This is a genomic window from Sphaerisporangium fuscum, from assembly GCF_018531465.1.
Lineage (GTDB): Bacteria > Actinomycetota > Actinomycetes > Streptosporangiales > Streptosporangiaceae > Sphaerisporangium > Sphaerisporangium fuscum.
On sequence record NZ_JAHDTF010000020.1, the window covers coordinates 155,294 to 181,222 of the forward strand.

General features: G+C 70.6%; 28 protein-coding genes. 13 read left to right on the top strand and 15 right to left on the bottom strand.

The window, feature by feature from the left end:
* The first annotated feature begins 66 nt into the window (after nucleotides 1-66).
* From KIK05_RS25245 to KIK05_RS25260, 4 genes are all read left to right on the top strand, one after another.
* Entirely contained in the window at nucleotides 67-921 is an 855-nt protein-coding gene (locus KIK05_RS25245) for a TIGR03619 family F420-dependent LLM class oxidoreductase (protein ID WP_308250104.1), read from the top strand.
* Nucleotides 918-1,343, top strand: a complete 426-nt coding sequence (locus tag KIK05_RS25250; RefSeq protein ID WP_214413296.1) for a nucleoside deaminase — start codon at nucleotides 918-920, stop codon at nucleotides 1,341-1,343. Before KIK05_RS25245 ends, KIK05_RS25250 begins: the two co-directional genes overlap by 4 nt.
* 61 nt (nucleotides 1,344-1,404) lie before the next feature.
* Complete coding sequence (locus tag KIK05_RS25255; protein WP_214413297.1) at nucleotides 1,405-2,427, top strand: DNA polymerase IV; 1,023 nt, start codon at nucleotides 1,405-1,407, stop codon at nucleotides 2,425-2,427.
* A 176-nt stretch (nucleotides 2,428-2,603) separates the two neighbouring features.
* Nucleotides 2,604-2,795 (top strand): hypothetical protein, encoded by a 192-nt coding sequence (locus KIK05_RS25260; protein WP_214413299.1) that lies wholly within the window; start codon nucleotides 2,604-2,606, stop codon nucleotides 2,793-2,795.
* A gap of 52 nt (nucleotides 2,796-2,847) precedes the next feature.
* On the opposite strand, the gene KIK05_RS25265 is transcribed toward KIK05_RS25260, so the two are convergent.
* Nucleotides 2,848-3,837: a glutathione S-transferase family protein gene (locus KIK05_RS25265; protein WP_214413300.1), complete on the bottom strand. Its 990-nt coding sequence runs from the start codon at nucleotides 3,835-3,837 to the stop codon at nucleotides 2,848-2,850.
* Between the two features lie 28 nt (nucleotides 3,838-3,865).
* Nucleotides 3,866-4,063 carry a hypothetical protein gene (locus tag KIK05_RS25270; protein ID WP_214413302.1) on the bottom strand — a complete coding sequence of 66 codons (198 nt, stop codon included), beginning with the start codon at nucleotides 4,061-4,063 and terminating at the stop codon, nucleotides 3,866-3,868.
* Nucleotides 4,064-4,685: 622 nt separating this feature from the next.
* Between KIK05_RS25270 and KIK05_RS25275 the strand changes: the two genes are divergently transcribed.
* The 3 genes from KIK05_RS25275 to KIK05_RS25285 all read left to right on the top strand — a co-directional run bounded on the left by KIK05_RS25275 (nucleotide 4,686) and on the right by KIK05_RS25285 (nucleotide 6,897).
* On the top strand, nucleotides 4,686-5,390 hold the full coding sequence (locus KIK05_RS25275; protein ID WP_214413303.1) for a GAF and ANTAR domain-containing protein: 705 nt from the start codon (nucleotides 4,686-4,688) through the stop codon (nucleotides 5,388-5,390).
* A gap of 91 nt (nucleotides 5,391-5,481) precedes the next feature.
* A complete protein-coding gene (locus tag KIK05_RS25280; protein ID WP_214413305.1) occupies nucleotides 5,482-6,555 on the top strand; it encodes a quinone-dependent dihydroorotate dehydrogenase in 1,074 nt (357 codons plus the stop codon).
* Nucleotides 6,556-6,696: 141 nt separating this feature from the next.
* Nucleotides 6,697-6,897 carry a heavy-metal-associated domain-containing protein gene (locus KIK05_RS25285; RefSeq protein ID WP_214413306.1) on the top strand — a complete coding sequence of 67 codons (201 nt, stop codon included), beginning with the start codon at nucleotides 6,697-6,699 and terminating at the stop codon, nucleotides 6,895-6,897.
* A 103-nt stretch (nucleotides 6,898-7,000) separates the two neighbouring features.
* Here KIK05_RS25285 and KIK05_RS25290 read toward each other — a convergent pair whose 3' ends face one another.
* The 4 genes from KIK05_RS25290 to KIK05_RS25305 form a co-directional block, all read right to left on the bottom strand.
* A complete protein-coding gene (locus KIK05_RS25290; RefSeq protein ID WP_214413307.1) occupies nucleotides 7,001-8,641 on the bottom strand; it encodes a beta-N-acetylhexosaminidase in 1,641 nt (546 codons plus the stop codon).
* A 53-nt stretch (nucleotides 8,642-8,694) separates the two neighbouring features.
* A complete protein-coding gene (locus KIK05_RS25295; RefSeq protein ID WP_214413308.1) occupies nucleotides 8,695-9,549 on the bottom strand; it encodes an N-acetylmuramoyl-L-alanine amidase in 855 nt (284 codons plus the stop codon).
* Between the two features lie 84 nt (nucleotides 9,550-9,633).
* On the bottom strand, nucleotides 9,634-9,879 hold the full coding sequence (locus tag KIK05_RS25300; RefSeq protein WP_214413310.1) for a hypothetical protein: 246 nt from the start codon (nucleotides 9,877-9,879) through the stop codon (nucleotides 9,634-9,636).
* 175 nt (nucleotides 9,880-10,054) lie between these two features.
* Nucleotides 10,055-11,158, bottom strand: coding sequence for a LacI family DNA-binding transcriptional regulator (locus KIK05_RS25305; protein WP_214413311.1), 1,104 nt, complete (start codon nucleotides 11,156-11,158; stop codon nucleotides 10,055-10,057).
* A gap of 135 nt (nucleotides 11,159-11,293) precedes the next feature.
* On the opposite strand from KIK05_RS25305, the gene KIK05_RS25310 reads away from it, so the two are divergent.
* On the top strand, nucleotides 11,294-11,986 hold the full coding sequence (locus KIK05_RS25310; RefSeq protein ID WP_308250105.1) for a TetR/AcrR family transcriptional regulator: 693 nt from the start codon (nucleotides 11,294-11,296) through the stop codon (nucleotides 11,984-11,986).
* 321 nt (nucleotides 11,987-12,307) lie between these two features.
* Here the strand turns inward: KIK05_RS25310 and bldC are convergent, their stop codons facing one another.
* Together bldC and KIK05_RS25320 are read right to left on the bottom strand one after the other, a co-directional pair.
* Nucleotides 12,308-12,511, bottom strand: a complete 204-nt coding sequence (gene bldC / locus KIK05_RS25315) for a developmental transcriptional regulator BldC (protein ID WP_013133571.1) — start codon at nucleotides 12,509-12,511, stop codon at nucleotides 12,308-12,310.
* A 320-nt stretch (nucleotides 12,512-12,831) separates the two neighbouring features.
* Entirely contained in the window at nucleotides 12,832-13,710 is an 879-nt protein-coding gene (locus KIK05_RS25320; RefSeq protein ID WP_214413312.1) for a DUF8083 family protein, read from the bottom strand.
* Nucleotides 13,711-13,940: 230 nt separating this feature from the next.
* Here KIK05_RS25320 and KIK05_RS25325 point away from each other — a divergent pair, with 230 nt between their 5' ends.
* Nucleotides 13,941-15,044, top strand: coding sequence for a Leu/Phe/Val dehydrogenase (locus tag KIK05_RS25325; protein ID WP_214413313.1), 1,104 nt, complete (start codon nucleotides 13,941-13,943; stop codon nucleotides 15,042-15,044).
* Between the two features lie 150 nt (nucleotides 15,045-15,194).
* Complete coding sequence (locus tag KIK05_RS25330) at nucleotides 15,195-15,419, top strand: DUF3073 domain-containing protein (RefSeq protein ID WP_214413314.1); 225 nt, start codon at nucleotides 15,195-15,197, stop codon at nucleotides 15,417-15,419.
* A 287-nt stretch (nucleotides 15,420-15,706) separates the two neighbouring features.
* Here the strand turns inward: KIK05_RS25330 and purM are convergent, their stop codons facing one another.
* Together purM and purF are read right to left on the bottom strand one after the other, a co-directional pair.
* Entirely contained in the window at nucleotides 15,707-16,735 is a 1,029-nt protein-coding gene (gene purM / locus KIK05_RS25335) for a phosphoribosylformylglycinamidine cyclo-ligase (RefSeq protein ID WP_214413315.1), read from the bottom strand.
* Nucleotides 16,736-16,763: 28 nt separating this feature from the next.
* Nucleotides 16,764-18,200, bottom strand: a complete 1,437-nt coding sequence (purF, locus tag KIK05_RS25340) for an amidophosphoribosyltransferase (protein ID WP_214413317.1) — start codon at nucleotides 18,198-18,200, stop codon at nucleotides 16,764-16,766.
* A gap of 200 nt (nucleotides 18,201-18,400) precedes the next feature.
* On the opposite strand from purF, the gene KIK05_RS25345 reads away from it, so the two are divergent.
* A complete protein-coding gene (locus KIK05_RS25345) occupies nucleotides 18,401-18,916 on the top strand; it encodes a hypothetical protein (protein WP_214413318.1) in 516 nt (171 codons plus the stop codon).
* Nucleotides 18,917-18,922: 6 nt separating this feature from the next.
* On the opposite strand, the gene KIK05_RS25350 is transcribed toward KIK05_RS25345, so the two are convergent.
* Nucleotides 18,923-19,363 carry a sterol carrier family protein gene (locus KIK05_RS25350; RefSeq protein ID WP_214413319.1) on the bottom strand — a complete coding sequence of 147 codons (441 nt, stop codon included), beginning with the start codon at nucleotides 19,361-19,363 and terminating at the stop codon, nucleotides 18,923-18,925.
* A gap of 203 nt (nucleotides 19,364-19,566) precedes the next feature.
* Here KIK05_RS25350 and KIK05_RS25355 point away from each other — a divergent pair, with 203 nt between their 5' ends.
* Nucleotides 19,567-21,651, top strand: coding sequence for a PhoX family protein (locus KIK05_RS25355; protein ID WP_308250106.1), 2,085 nt, complete (start codon nucleotides 19,567-19,569; stop codon nucleotides 21,649-21,651).
* A gap of 110 nt (nucleotides 21,652-21,761) precedes the next feature.
* On the opposite strand, the gene KIK05_RS25360 is transcribed toward KIK05_RS25355, so the two are convergent.
* The 3 genes from KIK05_RS25360 to KIK05_RS25370 are packed head-to-tail and all read right to left on the bottom strand — an operon-like array spanning nucleotide 21,762 to nucleotide 23,881.
* Nucleotides 21,762-22,349: a dienelactone hydrolase family protein gene (locus KIK05_RS25360; protein ID WP_214413320.1), complete on the bottom strand. Its 588-nt coding sequence runs from the start codon at nucleotides 22,347-22,349 to the stop codon at nucleotides 21,762-21,764.
* Between the two features lie 56 nt (nucleotides 22,350-22,405).
* On the bottom strand, nucleotides 22,406-23,323 hold the full coding sequence (locus KIK05_RS25365) for an LLM class flavin-dependent oxidoreductase (RefSeq protein ID WP_250563388.1): 918 nt from the start codon (nucleotides 23,321-23,323) through the stop codon (nucleotides 22,406-22,408).
* Nucleotides 23,324-23,356: 33 nt separating this feature from the next.
* Nucleotides 23,357-23,881 carry a TetR/AcrR family transcriptional regulator gene (locus KIK05_RS25370; protein WP_214413321.1) on the bottom strand — a complete coding sequence of 175 codons (525 nt, stop codon included), beginning with the start codon at nucleotides 23,879-23,881 and terminating at the stop codon, nucleotides 23,357-23,359.
* A gap of 85 nt (nucleotides 23,882-23,966) precedes the next feature.
* Here KIK05_RS25370 and KIK05_RS25375 point away from each other — a divergent pair, with 85 nt between their 5' ends.
* Entirely contained in the window at nucleotides 23,967-25,046 is a 1,080-nt protein-coding gene (locus tag KIK05_RS25375) for an FAD-dependent monooxygenase (RefSeq protein WP_214413322.1), read from the top strand.
* 34 nt (nucleotides 25,047-25,080) lie between these two features.
* On the opposite strand, the gene KIK05_RS25380 is transcribed toward KIK05_RS25375, so the two are convergent.
* Nucleotides 25,081-25,848 carry an SDR family NAD(P)-dependent oxidoreductase gene (locus KIK05_RS25380; protein WP_214413323.1) on the bottom strand — a complete coding sequence of 256 codons (768 nt, stop codon included), beginning with the start codon at nucleotides 25,846-25,848 and terminating at the stop codon, nucleotides 25,081-25,083.
* Nucleotides 25,849-25,929 lie beyond the last annotated feature (81 nt).

Genomic DNA, 25,929 nt, shown 5'->3' on the forward strand with positions numbered 1-25,929 from the left:
GGATAGCCTGAACGAGTGGAAATAGGGGTAAACGTCCCAAACTTCGGGCCCGGTACGAATCCCGATGTGCTCCGCCGGTGGGCGCAGACGGTGGAAGGCCTCGGCTTCGACCTGCTGGTGGTCTCGGACCACGTCGTGATCACGCCTGACGTCGCCCGGCAGTACCCGGCGCCGTTCTACGAGCCGTTCACCACCCTGTCCTGGCTCGCGGGCGTCACCAGCAGGGTCCGGCTCGGGACGACCGTGCTGATCCTGCCGTACCGGCATCCGCTGCTCACCGCTCGCATGGCCGCCAACCTCAACGCGCTCAGCGGGGGACGCCTGGTGCTCGGCGTGGGCGCCGGCTGGGCGCGGCAGGAGTTCGAGGCCCTCGACGTGCCCTTCCACCAGCGCGGGAAGCTCAGCGACGATTACATCCGGGCGATGCGTGCCGCCTGGGAGGACGGTCAGGACTACGTCGGCGGGACGGTGCCGATCTGGGTCGGCGGCAACAGCGACGCCGGCATACGCCGGGCCGTCCGCCTCGGCGACGCCTGGCATCCCCTGCGCAACACCCTCCCGTGGATCCGCGAGGCACTGGAACGGCTGAGGCGCATCGCGGACGAGGAAGGACGCCCCGTGCCCGCCCTGGTCCCTCGTATCCTTCTGCGACTCACGCCCACGCCGGTGGACGACCCAGGGCGGCGCGCCGGGGAGGGCACCCTCGACCAGATCATCGGTGACCTCGAACAGCTGCGCCTTCTCGGCGCCGAGACCGTCGTGCTCGACCCGTTCGAGGGCGACCCGAGCGAAACGTGCCATCCGGAGGCGGCGTGGCAGGCCCTTGCCGCGGTGGCCGCGTCCTTCGGCACCCGCACCGAGGCCACCCGCACCGAAGCCACCCACACCGAAGCCACCCACACCACGATGGAGCGACCGTGACACACGACGAGGAACAGCTTCTCCGCCGGGCCATCGAGCTGGCCGCCAAGTCCCGCGCGGGCGGGAACCCGCCCTTCGGCTCGCTGCTGGCGGGCCCGGACGGCGAGGTGCTGATCGAGGAGCACAACACCTCCCTCAGCGACGACGACATCACCGCCCATCCGGAGCTGAAGCTGGCCCGGTGGGCGGCACGGGAACTCGACCCGGCGACCGCGGCCGCCACCACGATGTACACCAGCTGCCAGCCCTGCGGCATGTGCCAGGGGGCCATCGAGCGCTCCGGCCTCGGCCGGGTCGTCTTCGCGCTCTCCGGTGAGCAGCTCGCGACCCTCAAGCCGCCCGCCACCGCATCGGGGGTCCGCCTGGACGGGCCGGCCCTGTTCGACGAGGCCCGGGTCCCGGTCGAGGGGTACTACCTCTGACCGGCGACCGCGACGGCGGGCACCCCGCGGATCGTTCCGGGCGGCGAGGCGACAATGAAGAGTGACCCGCTGGGTGCTGCACGTCGATCTCGACCAGTTCGTCGCCGCCGTCGAGCTGCTGCGCCGCCCTGAGCTGCGCGGTCGCCCGGTCGTCGTCGGCGGCGACGGCGACCCCACCAAGCGGGGCGTCGTCAGCACCGCCTCCTACGAGGCCCGCGAGTACGGCGTTCACTCCGGCCTGCCCCTGCGCACGGCGGCCCGGCGCTGCCCGGACGCGGTGTTCCTCCCGGTCGACCGGGAGGCGTACGACGAGGCGTCCCGCGAGGTCATGGCCGTGCTGCGGGAGCTCGACGCCGTGGTCGAGGTGCTCGGCTGGGACGAGGCGTTCGTCGCGGTCGACGACGACCCCGAGGGGACGGCGCGGCTGATCCAGCGCCGCGTGCGCGAGTCCACCGGCCTGGAGTGCAGCGTGGGCATCGGGGAGAACAAGCTGCAGGCCAAGATGGCCACGGGGTTCGGCAAGCCCGCCGGAGTCTTCCGGCTGACCGGCGGGACGTGGTCCGAGGTGCTCGGCGACCTGCCCACCGACGCGCTGTGGGGCATCGGGGCCAAGACCGCCAGGCGGCTCGCCGAGACGGGCATCCGGACGGTGGCCCAGCTCGCGGCGGCCGACCCGCAGGCCCTGGCCGCCCGGTACGGCCCCGCGACGGGGCCGTGGCTCGTGCGGCTGGCCCGTGGTGAGGACGACTCACCTGCCGTCGGCACGCCGTACGTCGCCCGGTCGCGCAGCCGCGAGACCACCTACCAACAGGACCTGGACGACTGGGACGAGGTGCGGCGCGAGGTCGCGCGCCTGGCACGGCGCGTGGCGGGGGACGTCGCCGCCGAGCGGCGGGCGGCGGCGCGGGTCGTGGTGAAGGTCCGCTACGCGCCCTTCGTCACCCGCACACACGGGGAGGCCCTCGTGGAGCCGGCCACCGACGCGGCCGAGATCGAAGGCGCCGCCCTGGCGGCTCTGGACGGATTCACCGAACGGCGGCCGGTGCGACTGCTCGGCGTCAGGGCCGAGTTCACGCGTGAGTGAGCCCACCCCTCCCGCACCCGCGGTCGAACGCGTCGACCCCCCACCGTGAGGAACACCACCCCCCGGACGGGGCTTCGTGCCTCATGCCTCCGATCCTCTGGGGAAGGTAACTGGAGCCGGCATATCTGAACGGGCCCGTGAGTCAGGAACGGAGAGGAGAGAGGAAGGGGATCAGCATGATCGCCACGATTGATTGGTCCGCGCTCATCTTGCTCATCGTGGGCGCGGCGGCCGTCGCGGGCGCACTGTCCTACGGCGTGATCGTCGCCGGGCGTACCGGCAGGCGGGAGGAGATCGGCCCCCGCACGGCGCACCCGACCCCGGTGGCGGAGGCGGAACGCGAGCGGCAGCCCGCCGGAATCCGCTGACCGAGAACGCGGCGCCGAGCACCATGCGCCGGCGAGAGAAGGCGTAAGGGAGTCAGGAAGCGAGTTTCTCCCGGTCGTGCCGGGCGTCCCAGTCGAGCACGGGGCCGGCCGGCACGATTCTCGTCGGGTTGATCTGCGGATGGGTGCGGTAGTAGTGCCGCTTGATGTGGTCGAAGTCCGTGGTCCCCCCGAAGGCGGGACGCTGGTAGAGATCTCTGGCGTACGCCCACAGGTTCGGGTAGTCCACGAGCCTTCGCAGGTTGGCCTTGAAGTGGGTGACGTAGACCGTGTCGAAGCGGGCGAGCGTCACCCACAGCCGTACGTCCGCCTCCGTGAGGCGATCTCCGAAGAGGTACCTCCGGGTGGCGAGGCGTTCGTCGAGTTCGTCGAGAGTGGCGAACAGCTCGGTGACCGCCTCGTCGTACGCCTCCTGGCTCGTGGCGAAGCCGCAGCGGTAGACCCCGTTGTTGACGGCGGCGTAGATCCGGTCGTTGAGCGCGTCGATCTCGGTCCTGAGGTCGGCCGGGTAGAGGTCGACGCCCGGGTGGGCCCACTGCTCGAACTGGGTGGCGAGGTCGATCGTGATGTCCGGGAAGTTGTTGCTCACGATGCGCCCGGTCGTGCGGTCCCACAGCACCGGTACGGAGACGTGCCCGTCGTAGCCGGGCTCGCTCGCCTCGTAGGCCTCGCTCAGCAGCCGGAAGCCGTTCACCGGGTCGGGTCCGTGGCCGGGGCCCTCCCGGAACGCCCACCCGCGGCCGTCGCGGACAGGATCCACCACCGACAGCGAGACGACGTCCTCGAGCTTCTTCAGGGCCCGCACGATGATCGACCGGTGCGCCCACGGGCAGGCCAGGGACACGTAGAGGTGGTAGCGGCCCGGTTCGGCGGGGTGGCCGCTGCTGCCGTCGGCGGTGATCCGGCCCCGGAAGCCGTACGGCGGCCGGGCGAAGGCACCCTTCGGGGTGGTCGAGGACTTCAGCCCGTAGTCGCCGTACAGGGTGAAGTCCGCCGGGCTGGCAACCACGCTCGTATCGCTCACCGTTCCGATCCTTCCCGTGATGTTCCCTTCATACAGGTGACCGCCCCTCGGAGGGGAGGCGGTTGATCGGGCGGTCGTTGCCGGACCACAGATACTGCACGGCGTAGGCCCGCCACGGCCGCCACGTCCCGGCGTGGCGGGTGAGCGCGGCGGGCGTGGTGGGGAGGCCGGCGCCACGGGCGGCGACGCGGACGCCGACATCACCGTCACGGCCGCCCGGGGGCACGCGCGTAGGAGTTGTTCACCCACGGCGCCTGCGCCTCCCTCGCCGGCGCCTTCGCGTCGCGATCCTCGATCATGCCGCACGAACGCATGATCTAGGATGGCTTCCGGTTTCGCATCCGAGGTGTGGAGCCGCTTTAATCTCAGCAGTAGTCGCGGAGCGAACCGATCGCTCGTCCGTGCTCGCGTCCATCCCGTGGGGGTAGGACTCGGCGGGCGGGAGAGCCGTTCGACACGCCGATTCCGGTGTCAAGTGGAGAACCACTTGGCCGAAGTCACGTGCCGCACTACCCTTTGTCACAGATCATTCCGCCCTGTGTCCGCGGAGCTTCCTCATATGGAGGTGGCACCGCCATTGGCACGGGCGTCGACCATGTCCAGCGCGCCGGGGTATCGCATGCCCTCGGCCGCGCTCGCCGATCCCTTCCGTTCCGCGGACGGCGTCTTCGGTGTTCCCGCGTTCACCGCCCGGATCGCAGCGCGATCCGGGCTCTTCGGGTTGGCGCTCCACCGGTGTCCACAGAAAGCGGGACTGTTGTGCCCGATTTCGGGCAGAAGTGATGTGGAACCGCATGCCTCTGCATGACCGCGCCGGCGCAAGGGTGACGATCACAAGAGGATGGGAAATGACACGTATAGATCCGGAGGCCCTCGTCGCGAGCCTCAGGGGCCTGCAGCGGGCCTCTGAGGCGACGGGCGTCGTTCACCACCTGGAACGCATAGTGCGCGTCGTCGATCGGCTGTTCGGTTACGCGGGTGCCGGTCTGATGTTCGCTGACGAAGGCAAGATGCTGCGCTACCTGGTCACGACCGACGAGGCGGGACGCAGCCTTGAGCACGCCCAGGCGGCGATCGGGCGAGGGCCTTGCGTATCGGCGTATTTCAACAACACGGCGGTCACCACCCGGGACGTCCAGGTGGACGAACGGTGGCCCGGTCTCGCCGATCTCCTGCACCCCAGCGTGCGGGCCGTGGCGGGCGTCCCCGTACGACTGGGGGACGGGCCGGTGGGCACGCTGAACGTCTACCAGGCCGAGCCGCACGAGTGGGAGGACTCGGACACCCAGGCCCTTCTGGCCTACGCCCATGTGATCGAGGAAGTGCTCGCCGCCGCGGTGAAGGCGGAGGAGAAGAGCGCGCTGGCCGACCAGCTGCAGTACGCGCTCGACTATCGCATCGTGATCGAGCGGGCGATCGGGTACCTCATGGGCAAGCACGACCTCACCGCGGCCCAGGCCTTCACCGGCCTGCGCAAGCGGGCCCGGGACAGCCGCCGCCGCGTCGCCGACCTGGCCGCGGAGATCCTGGGTGAGCAGGCCCCTCCCGGCTGAAGGGGCGGCCGGTGAGACGGCGGGCCGTGACCGGGCCTCTTCCCGGCCCGGACGGCCGGGCGGCCGCCGATCCCGGCTACGCTGATCCGTGATGTATCGATTGCTGTTCGCGCAGGTGCTCCGGCGGTTCGACGCCGAGGCGGTGCACCATCTGACCGTTCGCGCACTCCGGGTCCTTTCGCTCGTCCCCGTCGTGAAGCGCCGCCTCTACAAGAGGCTGGCGCCACGCGACGAAGCGCTACGCCTGCAGGCGTTCGGCGTGCACTTCCCCAGTCCCTTCGGCCTGGCCGCGGGGTTCGACAAGGACGCCGGCTGCGTCGAGGCGCTGGCGGCGTTCGGCTTCGGCCATGTCGAGGTCGGCACGATCACCGCGCACGCCCAGCCGGGCAACCCCCGCCCGAGACTGTTCCGGCTGGTCGCCGACCGCGCGATCATCAACCGCATGGGCTTCAACAACCGGGGTGCCCGGCAGGCGGCGCGCCGGTTGAGCAGGCCGCGGAGCCTGCCCGTGGTCGTCGGGGTGAACATCGGCAAGACCAAGGTCATCCCCGAGGAACTCGCGGCGCGCGACTACGTCGCCAGTGCCGCCCGGCTCGCCCCGCTGGCCGACTACCTCGTGGTCAACGTCAGCTCCCCGAACACCCCGGGTCTGCGGAACCTCCAGGCCGTCGAGCTGCTCCGGCCGCTGTTGAAGGAGGTTCAGCGGGCCGCGGGCCGCACGCCTCTGCTCGTCAAGATCGCTCCGGACCTGGCCGACGAGGACGTCGACGCCGTGGCCGACCTCGCGCTGGAGCTGGGTCTGGCGGGCGTCATCGCCACCAACACCACCATCGGCCGCGAAGGCCTGTCGAAGTCCGACCCCGACGTGGCCGCCGAGACCGGAGGCCTGTCCGGCCGGCCGCTGAAGGCGCGCTCCCTCGAGGTGCTGCGCAGGCTGCGGGCACGGGTCGGCGACCGCCTGACGCTGGTCTCGGTGGGCGGTGTCGAGAACGTCGACGACGTGTGGGAACGGCTGCTCGCCGGGGCGACCCTGGTCCAGGGGTACACCGGGATGATCTACGACGGCCCGCTCTGGGCGTGGCGTATCAACCGCGACCTGTCCCGCCGGCTGCGCCGCCACGGCCACACCTCGATCCGTGAGGTCATCGGCCGGGTCAGCGGGTAGCCCGGCCGCGGGCGGGTCCGGGTACCCCGGTCCTGGGATGTCGGACGCGAGGCCGGGCGGCCGGCGGCGTACCATACCCAGGAAGGGTACCGGCGGCCTTCGTGCCGCCCGAGCCGTTCCAGCGCCGGAAAGGGATGACAGATGAGCACCAGCACATACATCGTCAAGGGCATGACCTGCGGCCACTGCGTCAGCTCCGTCAAGGAGGAGGTCGGCGAGGTCCCGGGCGTCACCGGCGTCGAGGTCGACCTCGACAGCGGGCGCGTCGAGGTCTCCGGAGCCGCCCTCGATGACGCCGCCATCCGCGCCGCCATCGAGGAAGCCGGCTACCAGGTCGCCTGACCTCCGCCGGACCCGTTTCCGCACACCGCGGCCCTCATCGGCCTGTGTCGAAGCCGTACGTGCCCTCCGAGCAGGGCGATCCGGGCCGGGGCGGGAAACAGGCCTAGATGCTGGGGCGGGTGGAGTCCGCCTCGTGGGTGAGGGCGTCCAGGCGGCGCATCACCTCACCCACCTCGACGGCCCCCGGGCGGTGGCGGCGGTCGCCCGTGCCGCCCCGCTGCCAGGGCCTCGGCCCCGCCGGGGGACGGTACTCCACGCCGTAGGCGTCCAGCCGGGTCAGGTGGGCGGGCAGGGCCTCGGCGAAGCCGTCCGCGCCGCCCGACCAGGTGACCTGGGCCACCGCGCAGCCGCGCGGCCAGGCCCGGTAGTCGAGGGTGCGGGCGTCCGGGATGCGCTCGGTCCACAGCTGGAACTGGGCGCCCAGCACCCGCCCGGCGACCTCGGGCTCCCAGGAGGACGGTGCCGGTTCGAAGGCGGCCACGTCCTCCACGGTGATCGCGTCGCCGATCGCCGCGGGCTCCTCGGCGGAGCCGGCCTCGGCGTAGTCGAAGTACAGGGGGAAGACGGGGGTCGCCACGATGTCGTGACCCGCCTCCGCCGCCCGCCGCCCGACCTGCGCCCCGCGCCAGGGCATCACGATCGTGTCGTCACGGAGCATGCCGCTCACGAACGCCTCGTCCCAGACCACCGCGCGGGAGCCCCGCTCGGCCAGGATGTCGGCGAGCCTGCGCAGGAACCAGGCGTGCAGGTCGCCCACGGAGCCGAGCCCGAGCGACCGCCGGTAGGCCTCGATCTCGCCCGAGGCCGCCCAGTCGTCCAGCACGCACTCGTCGCCGCCGATGTGGAAGTACGGCACGGCGCCCAGCGCGTCGATGATCTCGCCGAACACCGCCGACAGGAAGTCGATCGTGGCGGGGAGCGGGGACAGGATGGCCGGGGAGATGCCCCAGCGGTCGAGCACGTCGTACCGCCGGGCGGGGGCGGCGCCGAGGTGAGGGTAGGCCGCGAGGATGGCCGAGGCGTGGCCGGGGACGTCGATCTCCGGGACGATGGTCACGGCGCGGGCCCGCGCGTACTCCGCGATCTCCGACAGGTCGGCCAAGGTGTAGTAGCCGCCGTGCGGGGTCCCGTCGAAGGCCGGTTCCTGGCCGCGGAACGGCCTGGTCGTGGTCTGCGCGCGGTGCGATCCGACCTCGTGCAGCAGGGGGTAGGCCCTGCTCTCCACCCGCCAGCCCTGGTCGTCGGCCAGGTGCAGATGGAGGCGGTTGAGCTTGTGGACGGCCAGCAGGTCGATCATGCGGAGCACTTCACGCTTCGGCAGGAAATGCCGGGAGACGTCGAGGTGCGCGCCGCGCCAGGAGAAGCGGGGACCGTCCTCGACGCTCACGCACGGCACGCTCCACCGCACGCCGGGCAGGGCCGAGGACCGGTAGGCGTCGGGTGGCAGGAGCTGGCGGAGCGTCTGCCCCGCGTACAGCGCGCCGGTCGCGTCCCCGGCCCTGATCTGTACGGCCTCAGGCGTCACGGTGAGGGCGTAACTCTCAGGTCCAAGGTCTTTGTCCCGTTCCACGGTGATACGCGGCTCAGGAGCCCCTACAGCCCTGCCCGTGAGGTCGAGCGCCGGCAGAGCGAGTCGTACGGCGTCGGTGAGGTCGGCGGGACCGGAGACTGGTTCCCGCCGCGTGAACTCGAACGAGCCCGGAGAGGTACGGACGGCACGCGGACGCGGGATGAGGGCGCTCATGCCTTCAGATCATGCCAAACCGGACCTGGGGGCCGTCCAGAGCGGTCGGAGACTCAGCCCAGGTAGTTCTCGATGCCCTGCGTGAGCGACTTGGCGATCCGCTGCCGGAACTGGGGGTCCTTGAGCTTGGCCGCGTCACCCGCGTTGCGCATGTTGCCGGTCTCGATGAAGACCTTGGGCACGGTCGAGAGGTTCAGCCCGCCGAGGTCGCCGCGGAAGTCGAGGGCGTTCTTGCCGATGTAGGTGGAGTAGGAGACGCCGGTGCCCTGCCGGTAGGCGTCGCGCACGGCGACGCCGAGCTTCCTGGACGCGCCGACCACCGGGTCGACCGGCCCGTTGATCTTCTTCGGGATGATGACGTGGAAGCCGTGGCCGGAGGCGGGGGCGCCGTCGGCGTGGATCGAGATCGCCGCGTTGGCGTGGGCCTTGTTGCCGATGGCCGCGCGCTCGGTGATGCACGGGCCGACGCCGTCGTTACCGGAGCGGGTCAGCTTGACGGTGGCGCCCTTGGCCTTCAGCAACTTGACCATGCGGGCGGCGACGTCCCAGGTGAAGGCGGCCTCGGAGTAGCCGTCGTTGGTGGCGGTGCCGGTGGTGTCGCACGCCTTCCACTCGGTGAGGACGTTGACCTTCTTGTTGATGATCTCCGGGTGACGGTAGTTGCCGCCGTTGTGGCCCGGGTCGATCACGATGACCTTCCCCGCCAGCGGCTGGGCGGGGGTCGGGGTGCCGGCGGAGGCGGCCCTGGCCTCACCGGCTTCACCGGAGGCCGACTTGGTGACCTGCTTCATCTGCGCCGCGTGCGCCTCGCCGGACCCTGTCGTCTCGGGATCGTCCGTTGCGCCGCACGCCGAGGCCCCGAGCCCGCACAGGACGAGGCATGTGGCGACGAGTGCTCGACTGATCACGGTGATCCCCTTCGCAGACGACTGTCCCTCCAAGCTACGCGCATCGGAGGAATGGACCGGCCGTTCCACGAAAGATGGCGGATCTCACCAGGCGGGCTGGCCGATCTCCTGCCTCTGGAGGAGCGCGGCGAGTTCCCGGGCGTCCTCGGCGTCGAGTCCCAGGACGACCCGCGGGCGGCCCCACGGATGGTCGATGGAGTGGGCGACGTAGCTCGCGACGGACTCCGTCGCCTCGCCGTTCCTGCCCCGGGCGGCCCGCCAGTGCGCCCAGGCCTGCTCGAGTTCGGCCGCCGCGTGCTGCGCGCACGAGATCAGTTCCGGATCACGCATGTCTACCCCCCGGTCGGACGCCGGCCGTCTCGCCCGGCGGGCGTTGCCTGCCCGCCCGCTGCCCCCATGACAAGCGAGCGTTCCGGCCCTCCGCGGGCCGGTCCGGCGCGCCGGGGGGCCGGCGCCATGCTCATCCAGTCAACACGGGGACGGCGCCGATCCCGTGGATGTTGACCTACCCTTGGGGATCACTTGGAGCCGGGCCGGTGCTGCGCCGTACGACCAGCCGCGGGGTGACCTCCCTTGTGCGCGCGGCCTTGCCGGGATCGGTGATGCGGTCGCTGAGCAGCGCCGCCGCCGACCGGCCCATCGCCCGCCGCGGCTGGTCGACGCTGGTCAGCGAGATGTGGTGGATGGCCGCCAGGTTGGTGTTGTCGTACCCCACCACCGACAGGTCCTCCGGGACGCGCAGCCCGAGCTCGCTCGCGGCGGCCAGGACGCCGAGGGCGACGACGTCGTTGGCCGCGAAGATCGCGGTGGGGCGCGGGTCGCGTTCGAGCAGGGCCCGCGCCGCTCGCCGTCCGCCCTCCTCGGTGAAATCGCCGTGCTCGACCATGATGTGGGGCGCCAGCGAGTGCCGTCGCATCGCGACGAGGTACCCCTCGCAGCGGAAGCGGGCCGAGGACGACGGGGTGCCCTCGATGTGGGCGATGCGCCGGTGGCCGAGCTCGACCAGGTGGTCCACCGCGAGGCGGGCGCCCAGCTGGTCGTCGTCCACGACGATGTCCACGCCGCCCAGCTCCACGTCGCGCTCACCGACCACGACGGTCGGGGTGTAGGCGGCGGCCTCGGCCAGCGTCTCGCTGGAGGGGGCGACGCCGATCAGCACCAGGCCGTCCACCCGCAGCTCCAGGAACGCCTCCACCGCCTCCTCCTCGAAGGCGGGGTCCCAGCGGCCGCTGCCGATCAGCAGGCGCAGGCCGTCACCGTGCAGGCTCTCCTGCAGGCCGTCGAGGAACTCGGCGTAGAAAGGGTTGTGCAGGTCGGCCACGAGCGCCCCCACCAGGTGGGTGCGCCCTTCGACCAGGCTGCGGGCCACCGCGTTCGGGCGGTAGCCGAGCTCCCTGGCCGCCTGCAGCACCGCTTCGCGCCGGTGCTCGCTGACGTGCGGGGACCCTCTCAGCACCAGGGACACCAGCGACTTGGAGACGCCCGCGCGTTCGGCGACGTTCCGGATCGTCGGCCGGGGCCGCGGGCCGTGGGCGTCGCCCAGCCCGGATTCGGGCGTGCCGAGATCGGAACGGTACCGAGCGGTCGTCTGCATGGACGGTCCTGACATGGTTCTCCCCACGCTGCGTGGATGTGCACCTGTCAGACCAAACGATCGAGTCGCGTCAAGGGATACGGGTATGCGCCTCGGCAGATGGTCATCGGGGCCGCGCTTATTGGCACTCTCTCCGATAGTGTGCGCATTGTGGGTGCGACATCAAGGGCCCCGGGGGAGCGCGACGGCGCCGACCCTGGGGAGGCGCGTCCGGTCCGGCGCAGGCTGAGCGTCGACCGCCGCCGCGAGGAGCTCATGGCGGCGGCACTGGAGTTGTTCAGCAGACACGATGCCGAAGACGTCTCGATCGACGACGTCGCCACAGCCGCCGGCGCGTCCCGGGCGCTGGTGTACCACTACTTCGGTGGAAAGCAGGAGCTGTACGTCGCGGCGCTGCGCAGCGCGGCGGCCGAACTGGAGGAACGGCTCCGTCCGGTGCGGGGCGGCACCGCGATCGAGGAACTGGCCGAGGGGCTGACCCGCTACTTCGACTTCGTGGAAGACCACGCCGCGGGATTCGCGGCGCTGCTTCGGGGAGGGCCGGCCAACCGCGCGGGTGAGGTGGGAGAGATCGTCGAGGGCGTGCGGCGGCGCCTCTTCAAGATGATCACCAATCAGATGCAGGTCGGAGAGCCCGCTCCGGTGCTGCGCATGACCCTGAGGTCGTGGATCGCCTCGGTGGAGACCGCGGGGCTCGACTGGCTGGAGAACCGCGACATCGAGCGCGCCACCCTCGAACGCCTGCTCGTCGACCAGATGGTGGCGCTGCTGGGCGTCGCCGCCCGTCAGGACGACAGGCTCGCCGCGCTTCTCGCCGACCTGCCGCGGCACGCCGAAGGCTGAGGAGGCACGCGGACGGCCGGCGGGACCGGCGACCGCGTGGCGGGATACGGCGACGAAACCGGCGGATAGGGCTTCCGTGCGGTGGAGGCCCTTTATCCGTTGTCCACCGTGACACGACCGTGCAGGCCCGGTGAAGCGGCGCCGGGCGGGCGGCGCCTCTCACACCGGCCCATGGCCTCGGTCGCGGTCGCATCGGGCGCGCAGTGGGGCGCGCGTCCCCGGTGGCCCGGCCCGCCTCACGCGGTCATGGATGTGTGGTGGACGCGCTCACGTGTGCGAGCGCGCCGGTTCTCCCCCCCTAGGTCCGTGACGGCCCCCGCCTCACTCCGACCGCTGCTGCGGGATGCCCGCGAGCAGCGCACGGACCTCGGTCTCCCGGTAGCGCCGGTGACCGCCAAGGGTGCGGATGGACGTCAACTTGCCCGCCTTCGCCCACCGAGTAACGGTCTTGGGGTCGACGCGGAACATGGTGGCGACCTCCGCCGGGGTGAGCAGTGGCTCGGCCTCGGGTGTACGAGCTGACATTTGTGCGGCCTCTCCTCCGTGGACCGGCGACAGCGATCCTGCGACTTGTGTTGGCGCTTGTCATGGATGTCCCTCAATGATCCATTCGTACGGATTTTTCTGGACCATATGCGGTATCACCCGATGTGACCATACAGCCACGTAGAGCGATTGGCGAGCCCTGGAAGCACAACGCCTTGTCCACGGGTTGATGTCACGCTCGGTGATTCTAGCGACACGTTTCGTGGTATCGCAGTGAAAACGGCAAACTACTCAGTTCGCAGAAGCGAGCTGGTGACTCCCGTTACCTACTTTTGCAGGTCACGTGCATGATTTGCGGTTCAGTTCGCCGATTCGAGGGCTTGTATTGACTTCCAGCGCACGATCACGCGCTGATACATGGCGAAGGCCAGTTCTTCTTGACCGGTGTCCAAACCTGTGAGCGCCGCGGCGAGCTCCGCGGCGGACTGGTCGGCCTGCAGCGTGGCGTCGTCCATCAGGTGGACGAGCCCCCCGTAGTCGAGCTCCACCAGGGAGTGCGGGTGGAACTCCTCCAGCCAGCGCCCGACCTCCTCGACCTCGGCCAGCGTGGTCACCTCGCCGACATGACGGCGGATCACCAGCAGGGCCCGCGCCACCCTGCGCCGGGCCTGGGCCATGGAGGTGACGTAGAGAAGGTTGCGCGCCGGCGCCGTGGTGGTCGCCGCGGACGGCTCGGCGGCGTTCTCCTCCTGCCGCCCGAGGACGAGCCAGCGCTCAGCAGAGTCGAAGGGGATGAACCACGACGCGGGGATGTGCCAGGTGCTCGTACGGATGTGCGTGCGCAGCACCGCCGAGCCGCCCTTCTGCTTGAACCGGTCGAAGTCGTCGATCGTCTGCTCCGCGATCGCGCGGGGGACGAAGCGGTCGGCCAGCTTCAGCGGCGTGGCGCCCCGGAAGCGGGCGAAGGACAACCACGACCGCAGTCTGCTCTGCCAGGGACAGACGTAGAGGGTGTCCTCGATGCGCCGCAGGTAGGCGTTGACGCTCTCCCCGCTCGGCGCCGGCGACGCCGACACGCCGAGCAGCCGCCGTACGGCTTCCGCGTGCTCGGCCTCCAGGGCGAAGGCGCGGCGCGGCCTGTCCTTGGAGTCGGCATACGCCGCCCAGAAGGCACGCTCACGCTCAGTGAAGGCGGACAAGGGCTCGTAGACACGGAGATAGGCGGCGTAGGGCAGCACATCTCGAATGGTGCCACGGAGCGGTGAGCCGACGCGAGAGAGCATGCGGGAGGACGGCCGGTGGCGTACAGAGACCGTGCCGCCGCCTGCTGAGAGGAGTGTCGCGATGACGCCCGGTAAGAGTGTCGCCATCTGCTCGATCATGGTTTGGGCGGGGACGGCTCGATAGGGTGGTGGCGGGATCCGCCGCGACGAGATGCGGCGGACAGGATCGACCGGGAGTCACCACAGTGACCGACGTCTTCGGGCTGTCCCACAAGGACACAGGCCTTTCGACCGGACAGGCGCGACACGAACAGGTCGTCTTCTGCTCAGACGACCGCAGCGGCCTCCACGCGATCATCGCGATCTACAGCACCGCCCTCGGCCCCGGCCTCGGGGGCACCCGCTTCTACCCGTACGCGAGCGAGCAGGCCGCGCTCGCGGACGTCCTCAACCTCTCGCGGGCGATGGCGTACAAGAACGCCCTCGCCGGCCTCGACCTCGGCGGGGCCAAGGCCGTGATCATCGGAGACCCCTCCAAGGACAAGAGTGAGGCGCTGCTGCGCGCCTACGGCCGCTTCGTCCAGTCGCTCGGCGGGCGCTACTACACCGCCTGCGACGTCGGCACCTACAGCGAGGACATGGACATCGTCGCCCGGGAGTCCACGTTCGTCACCGGGCGCACCGTTGCCCACGGCGGCGCCGGCGACTCCTCGATCCTGACGGCCTACGGCGTCTTCCAGGGCATGCGGGCCGCCGCCCAGTACACCTACGGCACCCCCAGCCTGCGCGGACGCCGGGTCGGCGTCGAAGGCGTCGGCAAGGTCGGCCACCGGCTGGTCGAGCACCTGCTCGAAGACGGCGCCGAGGTCGTGATCTGCGACGTGAGCGAGCAGGCGGTCGAGCGGGTCCGCGCCGCCCACCCGCAGGTCGAGGTCGTCGCGGACGCCGCGGCGATGAAGGCCGCCGAGATCGACGTCTACTCGCCCTGCGCCCTCGGGGCCGCCCTCGACGACGACGCCGTGACCGCGCTGCGCGCCCGCATCGTCTGCGGAGGCGCCAACAACCAACTCGCCCACCCCGGCGTGGAGAAGCAGCTCGCCGAGCGGGGCATCCTTTACGCTCCGGACTACGTCGTGAACTCCGGCGGCGTGATCCAGGTCGCCGACGAGATCGAGGGCTTCAACATGGAGCGGGCGAGGGTAAAGGCCACCCAGATCTTCGACACGACGTTGAAGATCTTTACGATCGCCGAAGAGGAAGGGGTACCGCCGGCGGCGGCGGCCGATAGGCTAGCGGAGCGCAGAATGTCGGAAGTCGGCCGGCTTAGGAGTATTTGGCTGGGCCGCTGACTGTGGACGCCCATACGGCGTACCGAGCGGCGCGCAAAACAGGTACGGTTGTAGGCGAACGAGAGCTGATGCCGGAAGTCAGGCGGTGTCAGCGCGTGATGCGTTAGCGACGAGGGGTCGGGCACGACCCCGCATGAGGGGGTCGAGCCGATGGGGCGCGGCCGAGCCAAGGCCAAGCAGGTGAAGGTTGCTCGCCAGCTCAAGTACAACAGCGGCGGCACCGATCTTGACCGTCTTCGCGAGGAGCTCGGAGTCAATCACGACTCCAACCACCACAATGACGACGTCGTCGACGATGAGCTGGCCGATCGGTACGCCGATTACGCCGACGACTACGGCGACGATGACGAGGACGACAGGTCACGTCGCCGGTAGGCGATTTTCGGGTTGACGCTGGCAGGGCACCCGGCGAGCAGTGGCTCGCCGAGTGCCTCCTTCGCGCGCCTGAGAAAAGCTCCTTGCCGCCAAACCGGCAAGGAGCTTTTCGTCGTCCCATGGCCACGGAGGACTTCTCGCCGTGAGGCGGCGCCGACTGGTCGCGGCGGGGAGGCCGTCGGTGGGGGTTCTCAGACCGTCTGTACGGCCGGCCGAAGGTGATTTGTCTCACAATCACCAGAGCCGGCCGGTGAGCGTGCGGGTGTCACCGGCCGGGGCTGGGCCGGTCAGGCCTTGAAGCGGGCCTGACCGGTGCCGGGGATGATCTCGCCGAGGATCCAGGAGGGCAGACCGCGCCCGCGCAGGATCTCCAGGGCCGTGCCGGCGGCCTCCTGAGGGACGATCGCGCACATGCCGACCCCCAGGTTGAAGGTGCGGTCCATCTCCTCCTGGGGCACCTTGCCGTGTCCCGCGATGACCTCGAAGATCGGCTGCGGCGACCACGAGGAGCGGTCGAGGACGGCGTCCACGGTGGCCGGCAGCGACCGGGCGAGGTTGGCCGTCAGCCCGCCCCCGGTGATGTGGGCGAAGGCGTGCACCTCGGTGGCCCGGGTGAGCTCCAGGCAGTCGAGCGAGTAGATGCGGGTCGGCTCCAGCAACTCCTCACCCAGCGTGCGGTCGAGCTCGGGAAGCGACGCGTCAAGGGCCAGCCCCGCCGTACGGACCACGTGCCGGACCAGGGAGTAGCCGTTGGAGTGGACCCCCGAGGAGGCCAGACCGAGCACGACGTCACCGGCCCGCACCTTGTCGGGCCCCAGCAGCTCGGAGGCTTCCACCACGCCCGTGCCGGCCCCGGCGAGGTCGTACTCGTCGGGCCCCATGGCCCCGGGGTGCTCGGCCGTCTCGCCGCCCACCAGGGCGCACCCCGCCAGGCGGCAGCCCTCGGCGACGCCGCCGACGATGTCGGCGATGCGCTCGGGGACGACCTTGCCGCAGGCGATGTAGTCGGTCATGAACAGCGGCTCGGCCCCGCAGACCACCAGGTCGTCGACCACCATGCCGACGAGGTCGATGCCGATCGTGTCGTGCTTGCCCATCGCCTGGGCGATCATGACCTTGGTGCCCACCCCGTCGGTGGAGGTGGCGAGCAGCGGCCGGGTGTAGCGCAGCAGCGCCGAGACGTCGAACAGTCCCGCGAAGCCGCTGGCGTCGTCGACGACCTCTGGCCGCCGTGACCGCGCCACCCGCGACTTCATCAGCTCGACCGCGCGGTCGCCGGCCTCGATGTCGACGCCCGCGGCGGCGTAGCTGGTCATGAAGTCTCCTCCAGTGCCTGGGCCGAGGTCATGCCTTGACTTCCAGGACGAACTTGCCGACGTTGTCACGGTCGATCGGGATGGGGTACTGGCCGTTGAAGCAGGCCCGGCAGAGCCGTTCGGCGGGAAGCGTCGTCGCCTCGGTGAGGCCCTCCAGCGAGATGTACCCGAGCGAGTCGGCGCCGATGGACTCGCAGATCTCCTCCACCGTCTTCGACCCGGCGATCAGCTCCGCCTTGGTGGCGAAGTCGATGCCGTAGAAGCACGGCCAGGACACCGGCGGCGAGGAGATGCGTACGTGCACCTCCGTCGCGCCCGCCTCGCGGAGCATCTTGACGATCGCACGCTGCGTGTTGCCCCGGACGATCGAGTCGTCCACGACCACCAGCCGCTTGCCGGCGATGACCTCCCGCAGGGGGTTCAGCTTGAGCCGGATGCCGAGCTGGCGGATCGTCTGCGACGGCTGGATGAACGTGCGGCCGACGTAGGTGTTCTTGACCAGGCCCTGGCCGTACGGAATGCCGCTCTCCTCGGCGTACCCGATCGCCGCGGGCGTGCCCGACTCGGGGGTCGGGATCACCAGGTCGGCCTCCACGGGGTGCTCACGGGCGAGCGTGCGGCCCACCTGTACCCGGGTGGCCTGAACGCCGCGCCCGGCGATCGTGGTGTCGGGACGGGCGAGGTAGACGTACTCGAACAGGCAGCCCTTGGGCTCGGCGAGCGCGAACCGCCGCGACCGCACACCCTGCTCGTCGATCGTGAGCAGCTCACCGGGCTCGATCTCGCGGACGAACGTCGCGCCGACGATGTCGAGCGCGGCCGTCTCGGAGGCCACCACCCAGCCGCGCTCGAGGCGGCCGAGCACCATCGGGCGGATGCCCTGCGGGTCGCGGGCGGCGTACAGGGTCTTCTCGTCCATGAAGACCAGGGAGTAGGCGCCCTTGACCTGCGGAAGCAGGTCGGCGGCGGCGTCCTCGATCGACTTGGTGCGATCGTGGGCGAGCAGGGACGTCAACACCTCGGTGTCGGTCGTCGCCCTGATCACACCGTTCGGCAGACGCTGGGCCAGCTCAGAGGTGTTGATCAGGTTGCCGTTGTGGGCGAGGGCGAGGCCCGCGCCGTCGGTGGAGCTGAGGGTGGGCTGGGCGTTCTCCCAGACACTGGAGCCGGTGGTCGAGTAGCGGCAGTGGCCGATCGCGAGGTGGCCGCGCAGCGTGCCCAGCACAGACTCGTCGAAGACCTGGGCGACCAGGCCCATGTCCTTGTAGACGAGGATTCTGGTGCCCTCGCTTACCGCGATGCCCGCGGACTCCTGGCCGCGGTGCTGCAACGCGTACAGTCCGTAGTAGGTGAGTTTGGAGACGTCCTCCCCGGGGGCCCATACGCCGAAGACGCCGCAGGCGTCCTGTGGCGCGCGGTCGCCGGGGTCAAGGTCATGGCCGAGCCGGCCGTCGCCCTTTAGCACGTGCTTCAGTCTAAGTTGGGCGTCTCGGTGCGCGGTAACCGGGTCCGCCAGGTTCGGCGGGATGGCCGCCGTTCGGCGACCTCCCTGGTGGTCATGGGGGAAAGATCCCCGCGGCTTTGCCGTGTCGGCTCCGCTCGCCCCGTGACGCCAGGGGAAAGTGGGAATTGCGGCATGCCCACTTAGGTCGAAAAGAGCGGACCGTGACGACACCCGGCGATCCCAGCGAACCCCGGCCCCCGGCCGGGCGACCTCCCCACGGCGAGCCTTCCGCAGGCGGGCCCCCTCCCGGCGGGCAACCTCCGTACGGGCCCCCTCCTGGCGGGCAGCCTCCGTACGGGCCCCCGCCCTACGGCGGGCCGCCTCCCTACGGGTATCCGCCCGGTGTCCCGCCTCCCGCCGCTCGTCCTCCCGGCGGCGGGCTCAGCACGGCCAGCCTGGTCCTCGGCATCATCAGCCTGTTCCTGCTGCTGGTGTGCGGCCTCGGCGTGCTGACCGCGATCGTCGGCCTGGTCGTCGGCGTGGTCGGCCTGCTCAAAGGGGGCAACAGGGGCCAGGCGATCACGGGGATCGTGCTGAGCGGTCTCACGGTGGTCCTGGGCATTGTCGGATTCGTCTTGTTCGTCACCAACTTCCAGGAGTGCTTCAACCTGCCGAGCCAGGCCGAAGCCCAGCAGTGCGTCGAGCAGAAGCTGGGCGTGACCCCTCAGAGCCCCTGAGGGCGATCAGCGCACAGGAAGATGCTCGGAGAGGTCGGCACGGGTGCCGCTGGCGCTGATCCTGCCGGCATCCATGGCGTCGTCCCAGCTCAGGCGGCCCGTGGCCAGCTCCAGCCAGGTGAGTGGGTCGATCTCGACGACGTTCGGCGGTGTGCCGCGGGTGTGCCGGGGACCGGCGACGCACTGCACCGCGGCGTACGGCGGCACGCGCACCTCGACCGTACGCCCGGGCGCCTTCTCGGCCAGGCGCTCCAGCAGGTGACGGACGGCGAAGCGCGCGACGTCCCGCTCCGGGCGCAGCCCCTTGTCGTACACGCGCAGGACGACCTCGACGGCGGCGGCGGGCGCCGCGGCGTCCGGGCCGTCGTACGCGGGCTCGCCGAGCTCGGTGAGCTGGGAGTCCAGCGCGGCGCGGACCTTGTCGAGATCAAGCTTGCGAGCGGCCACGCCACTATCTTGCCCGCAATCCGGGCGCGGAGGCGTCCGGGTTCCCGGCAGAACCGGGATAAAGGGTCGCGAAACGGTGGAGAACACCTCACCGGTGGCGGACACGGAACGGTTCACGCTGCTGGAAGCCGAGGTTCACCTTGTGTTGTGATGGCGACCGTACGGTCCGGAGGAGAGAACTGTCACAAGATCTTGGAGGACCTGTGGCGAACCCGTCGCCGCGCAGGACGCTCACGCTGCTCTCCGCCCCCCGCGGAGGCGGCCGCGACCCGATGACCTGCCAGTTCCGGTGTGGGAACGCCTGCGACCACGAAGTTCCCAACACCAGTGACAACGCCTACTTCGGCGACATCCTCGCGGGCACCCTGTCGCGCCGCGGCGCGCTGCGGGCGGGCGCCCTCGGCACGCTGGTCGCCACCGTGGGCGTGGCCGGGGCGGCGGCCGCCGTACCCGCGGCGGCGGACCCGGGCGGCGAGACCGCCGAGAGCCTCGGCTGGGGGCACCAGAAGGGTGGCCTGCGGTTCACCCCGGTCGCGCCGAACTCCGAGGACGCGCTGGTGGTCGCCGACGGCTACACCTCCTCCGTGGTGGTCCGCTGGGGCGACCCGGTGCTGCCCGACGCCCCGGCGTTCGACTTCGACAACCAGACGGGCGAGGCCCAGGCCAAGCAGTTCGGGTACAACTGCGACTTCGTGACCTTCTTCCCGCTCGGCGCCAACCGGGGCCTGCTGTGGGTGAACCACGAGTACACCGACGAGAACCTGATGTTCCGCGGCTGGACCGGCGGCGACAACGTCCCGCTGGAGCAGATCAAGGTGGGGCTGGCGGCCCACGGAGGCTCGGTCGTGGAGATCGAGCGCGTCGGGCGCACCGGGCAGTGGAAGCTGGTCACGCGCGGCCGGCGCCGCTACAACCGCCGGATCACCGCCCAGACCAGGATGCGGATCTCCGGCCCCGCCGCCGGCTCCGATCTGCTCAAGACCCCCGCCGACCCGTCCGGCACCACCGTGTACGGCATGCTGAACAACTGCTCGGGCGGTACGACCCCCTGGAACACCGTCCTGACCGGCGAGGAGAACTGGAACCAGTACTTCGTCGGCGGCAACGGCGTCCCCGAGGCGCAGAAGCCGTACCTGGCCCGGTACGGCGTGAGCACGACCACCGCGATTCCGAGCGGAAACCGCCGCTTCGACCGGGTCGAGGAGCGCTTCGATCTCGGCAAGCACCCGCAGGAGATCAACCGCTTCGGGTGGGTCGTCGAGGTCGACCCGTTCGACCCGGAGGCGACGCCGGTCAAGCGCACGGCGCTCGGCAGGTTCGCCCACGAGGCCGCCACCACCTCGCTCACCCGGGACGGCCGCGTCGCGGTCTACATGGGCGACGACGGCCGGTTCGAGTACATCTACAAGTTCGTCTCCAAGAACCGCTTCATCCCCGGCTTCGACCGTCACAACCGGACGCTGCTGGACGAAGGCACGCTCCACGTCGCGAAGTTCACCGGGGACAGCCCGGCGGGCGAGATCGACGGCACCGGCAAGCTCCCCGCCGACGCCGCGTTCGACGGCACCGGCACGTGGATCCCGCTGGTCAGCGGCGACAAGTCGTTCGTGGACGGCATGACCGCCCAGGAGGTCCTCGTCTACACGCGCCTGGCCGCCGACAAGGTGGGCGCCACCAAGATGGACCGGCCGGAGGACATCGAGCGCAACCCGGTCAACGGCGCCATCTACGCCGCGCTCACCAACAACTCCAACCGGGCCGCCGCCAACGTCGACGAGGCCAACCCCCGCGTGTCCAACAAGCACGGCCACATCCTGGAGATCGTGGAGGACAGGAACGACGCCGGCGCCACGGCGTTCAAGTGGGCGCTGCCGCTGGTCTGCGGCGATCCCAACGACCCCTCCACGTACTTCGGCGGGTACGACAAGACGAAGGTGTCGCCCATCTCCTGCCCCGACAACGTCACCTTCGACGCCGAGGGCAACCTGTGGATCGCCACGGACGGCAACGCGCTCGGCAAGAACGACGGCCTGTTCGCGGTGCCGGTGGCGGGCCCCGAACGCGGCCACGTCCGGCAGTTCCTCACCGTCCCCTACGGCGCCGAGACGTGCGGGCCGCTGGTCACCAAGGACCAGCTGAGCGTCTTCGTCGCCGTCCAGCATCCGGGTGAGATCACCGGCGCCACCCCTGACAACCCGGCCAGCCACTGGCCCGACGGCGGCACCAGCCAGCCCCGCCCGTCGGTGGCCGTCGCCTGGCACAAGCAGGGCAAGAAGATCGGTTCCTGACGTCGCCGGACGGCGGTAGGACCACGGGCCTTCGTCAGGCCATGGTCCTACCGCCGTGGTCGAAACCGCGCTGTGGCGGCGCGGACCGCTCGAACGCCGGCGGCGGTCGCTCAGCGCGACCGGAGGAACGTCAAGGTGTGGCGCAGCAGCTGCTCGGCGGCTTCCTCGTCATAGGACGGCAACGAGCGGTCGGCGAACAGATGCCGGTCGCCGGGGTAGAGATACAGCTCGGCGTCAGCGGCCTCGGCCACGAGGGCGCGGGCCGCGTCGGCGTCGCCCTCAGCATGGAAGATGTGGTCCTTGTCCGTCGCGTGAATCCGCACCGGGACCTCGGCGGGCCAGTGCCCGAAGTAAGCGGCCGGAACGCATCCGCTGACGAGCACGGCGCCGTGGGCGCCAGGCCGGGTCTGCGCCAGTTTCTGGGCGTTCAGCACACCGAGGGAAATCCCGATGTAGACGACTTCGGCCGGCAGGTCCGCGACGGCACGGCCGCCGCGGTCGACGATCGCCTCGTGGCCGATCTGCTCGGAGTACGCCAGGCCGGCCTCCAGGGTGTCGAAGGTGTGGCCGTCGTACAGGTCGGGCGTGTGCACGGTATGGCCGGCTCCGCGGAGTTCCTCGGCGAAGCCGATGACGCCGGAGGTCAGACCTTGGGCGTGATGAAAGAGGACCACTTCGGCCACTGTGACCACCTCCACGAAAATTGATCCATAAGTTTAGAACATTCGAATTCCCTCGGGCGGGCGGAGCGCGCTCACCCCAACAGGGCGCGGGCTTCCATCATCGTCCGGAGGCCGGTCTCGTGGTCCCCGTTGTCGGGGGCGGTGACGATGCGGTCGGCGCCGGCTTCTTCGTAGGCGGCGAAGACTTCGGCCAGTTCGGCCGGCGAGGACGCGGTCATGGGGATCCTCGCCGCTCTTTCCGGCGGCATCCCGTGTGTTTCGATCAGCACGCGGACGAAGGAATCCCTGGTCGAGCGGGCCTGCTCGTCGTTTCCCAGGATGAGGTGGCCGCCGACGGTGACGGTCGGGGCGGGGACGCCGCGTTCGTCCGCCAGTTCGCGCAGCCTGGCGACGGCCGGGCGCAGGTCGTCGGGGGAGATGAGGGAGGGGAACCAGTCGCCGTACTCCACGGCCCGCCGCATCGCGACCGGGGAGTTGCCGCCCACCAGGACGGGTGGCATGGGTGTGGGCGGGGCGAGGGTCAGGGGCGGCGCGCCGGGGACCGGTTCGGTCGGCTCGCCGGCCAGCAGGCCGGGGAGTGCCCGGAGTGTGGCGTCGGTGCGGGCGCCGCGCTCCCGGCTCGGTACGCCCACTGCCTGCCAGAACGGTGAGCCGGGGAACCCGCCGGAACCGACTCCCAGCAGCACCCGGTCGCCGGACAGCACCTGAAGTGTCGCGATCTGCGTCGCCACCCAGGCGGCGGGACGCAGCGGGAGCGTCAGCACGCTGAACCCCAGCCCGACCCGCTCGGTGACGGCCGCCGCGGCGGCCAGCGTGAGAGCCGCCTCCAGCGTCGGAGTCCCGTCGCCGATGATCAGATCTGGTACCCAGAGGGACTCGAACCCCAGCTCTTCGACCAGACGCGCGACCGTGGGGACCGGCGGGTGCCGCCGGTCGTCGCGGGCGTCCATGGGCATGGGCACTCCCGTGCCGATCTTCAGTTCGGACATGTCCCAAGCCTGTGACCTCAACCGCGGTTGAGGTCAACCGTCACCGGCTTTCGGCGGTGGCGCCGCCCACCCGGTGGTGGCGAGTGATCGAAGCTCGGCGATCACGTCCGCGCCGCTGGGGGCGCGGTCCGGGTCCACCAGCCACTGCAGCATCAGGCCGGTCAGCAGGGCGAGCGGTACCGATCCGCCGAGCCCCTCTCGTCCCTCGCGCTGCCCCTTGGCGAGGTGTTCGCGCACCTCCGGTGACCGCTCGGCCTGCACCGCGGCCTCGAGCTGGGCCACCCACAACGCGCGATGGGTGGTGAAGCTGTCGATCAGCGCCTGCCAGCGCTCCTCTGGCTTGTCGGAGGGGGTGCGACGGGCGAGTTCGTCGCCGAGCTCGTCGACCGCTTCCACCAGGGCCTCGGTGAGCAGGGCCTCCTTGGAGCCGAAGTGGTAGCCGATGGCGGCATGGCTGACTCCGGCGGCCGAGGCGATGTCCCGGACGGTCGTGCGCGCCCAGCCGCGCTCGATCAGGCACCGCTTGGCCCCAGCCAGTAGATCCTCTCGGTTTCCCATGCTGGGCAGCATATCGGACCTCTTGTCCAAGCGGTCTATCCATTTGGTTTGACCAAATGGACAAGAAGTCGCTACGGTCATCCCCATGACCAAGACGAAAGCTCTGATCTCGGGTGCGAGCGTGGCCGGACCCGCCCTTGCCTACTTCCTGCACCGCGAGGGGTACGACGTGACCGTGGTCGAGCGGGCGTCGGGGCTGCGCGACACCGGCTACGCCGTGGACTTCCGCGGCGAGGCGTTCGACGTGCTGGAGGAGCTGGGCATCCTCGCCGAGGTTCGCGAGCACGACACGAAGATGCGGGGCACCACCCTGGTGGACGAGAGGGGCGAGGAGGCCGGGCGGTTGCCCGCCGAGGTGTTCGCCGGCGAGTTGGAGGTGTCGAAGCGGGTGCTGACCCGGATACTGCACCGGATCACCGTCGACGCCGGGGTGGAGTACGTGTTCGACGACTCGATCAGCTCCCTGACCGAGCACGGGTCCGGCGTCACGGTGGAGTTCGAGCGCGGCGCCACCCGCGAGTTCGGCCTGGTGTTCGGGGCCGACGGCCTCTACTCCAAGGTCCGGCAGCTGACCTTCGGGCCGCACGCCGACAAGCTCCGGCACCTGGGCATGTCCGGCGTCGGCTTCAGCACCGCCAACTACCTCGGCCTCGACCGCCGCGGAATGCTGCAGCACGTCAAGGACACGGCGATCTACCTGTTCAGCGGCGAGGAGGCGGACCGGCTCACGGTCAGTCTCTCCTTCGCCACCGCCTCACCCGCACTCGACCGACGCGACCGGCACGAGCAGGAGCAGGCCGTGCGGGCCGCCTTCGCCGGGCACGTCTGGGAGGCGCCCCGGCTGCTGGAGGCGATGAGCGAGGCGGACGACTTCTACTTCTCCTCGGCCTGCCAGGTCCACATGGACCGCTGGTCGCACGGCCGGGTCGCGCTGCTCGGCGACGCCGGGTACTGCGCCGCGCCGACCAGCGGCATGGGCACCTCGCAGGCGCTGATCGGCGCGCGGGCGCTCGCCCGCCACCTCGCCGCGGCGAACGGCGACCACGCGACCGCGTTCGCCGGGTACGAGGCGGAGCTGCGGCCCTATGTCGCGGAGAACCAGGCGAAGGGCCGGGAGGCCGCGGCGACGTTCGGCGGAGCCGCCCCCGAGGGTTCGGACATGTGACATCGCACCACGAAGGCGGCCTTGCCTCGGCCGGTCAGATGCGGGGGCCGAGGAAGGTGCCGCCGGTGGCGTCGATGAGGTCGCCGGTGATCCAGCGGGCGTCGTCGGAGGCGAGGAACGCCACGATGTCGGCGATGTCGGACGGCCGGCCGATGCGGTTCAGGGCGGACGCGGTCGCCGTGAGGGCTTCCACCTCGGGACTGGAGTGGATCCAGGCGTTCGGCTCGGTGTCGGTGATGCCGGGGGCCACGGTGTTGACGGTGATGCCTCGCTCGCCCACGGCCTGGGCCAGGGTCCTGCTCAGGACGTTGATGGCGCCCTTGGCCATCGAGTAGGCGAGTTCCTGGGTGATGGCGATGCGCGTGTCGGCGGAGGAGATGTTGACGATGCGGCCGCCGTCGGAGAGCAGGGGCAGGGCCCGCTGGATGATGAAGAACGGTGCGCGCATGTTGAGGGCGACCAGCCGGTCGAACTCCTCGGGGGTCGTGCGCTCGATCGAGCCGGTTCCCATCGCGCCGCCCGCGTTGTTGACCAGGATGTCCAGCCGGCGCCCGTCCAGGCCGTCCTCCAGCCCGGCGAACAGTGTGTCGACGTCGCCGGGTGCGCCGAGCTCGGCTCGGATGGTGAAGGCGCGCCCGCCCGCCTCCTCGATCGTCGCGACCGTCTCCTTGGCCGCGGCCTCGTTGTGGCCGTAGTGCACCGCCACGTACGCGCCGTCGGCGGCCAGGCGCTGGGCGATCGCCCGGCCGATGCCCCGCGAAGCACCCGTGACCAGCGCCGTCTTGCCGGAAAGCTTGCTCATTTCGTCCATCTCCTCAGCTCGTGCGACATAACTGTATATGCCGCATACAGTTTTGTGTATGTTATAGACAGTTCCTGAGGA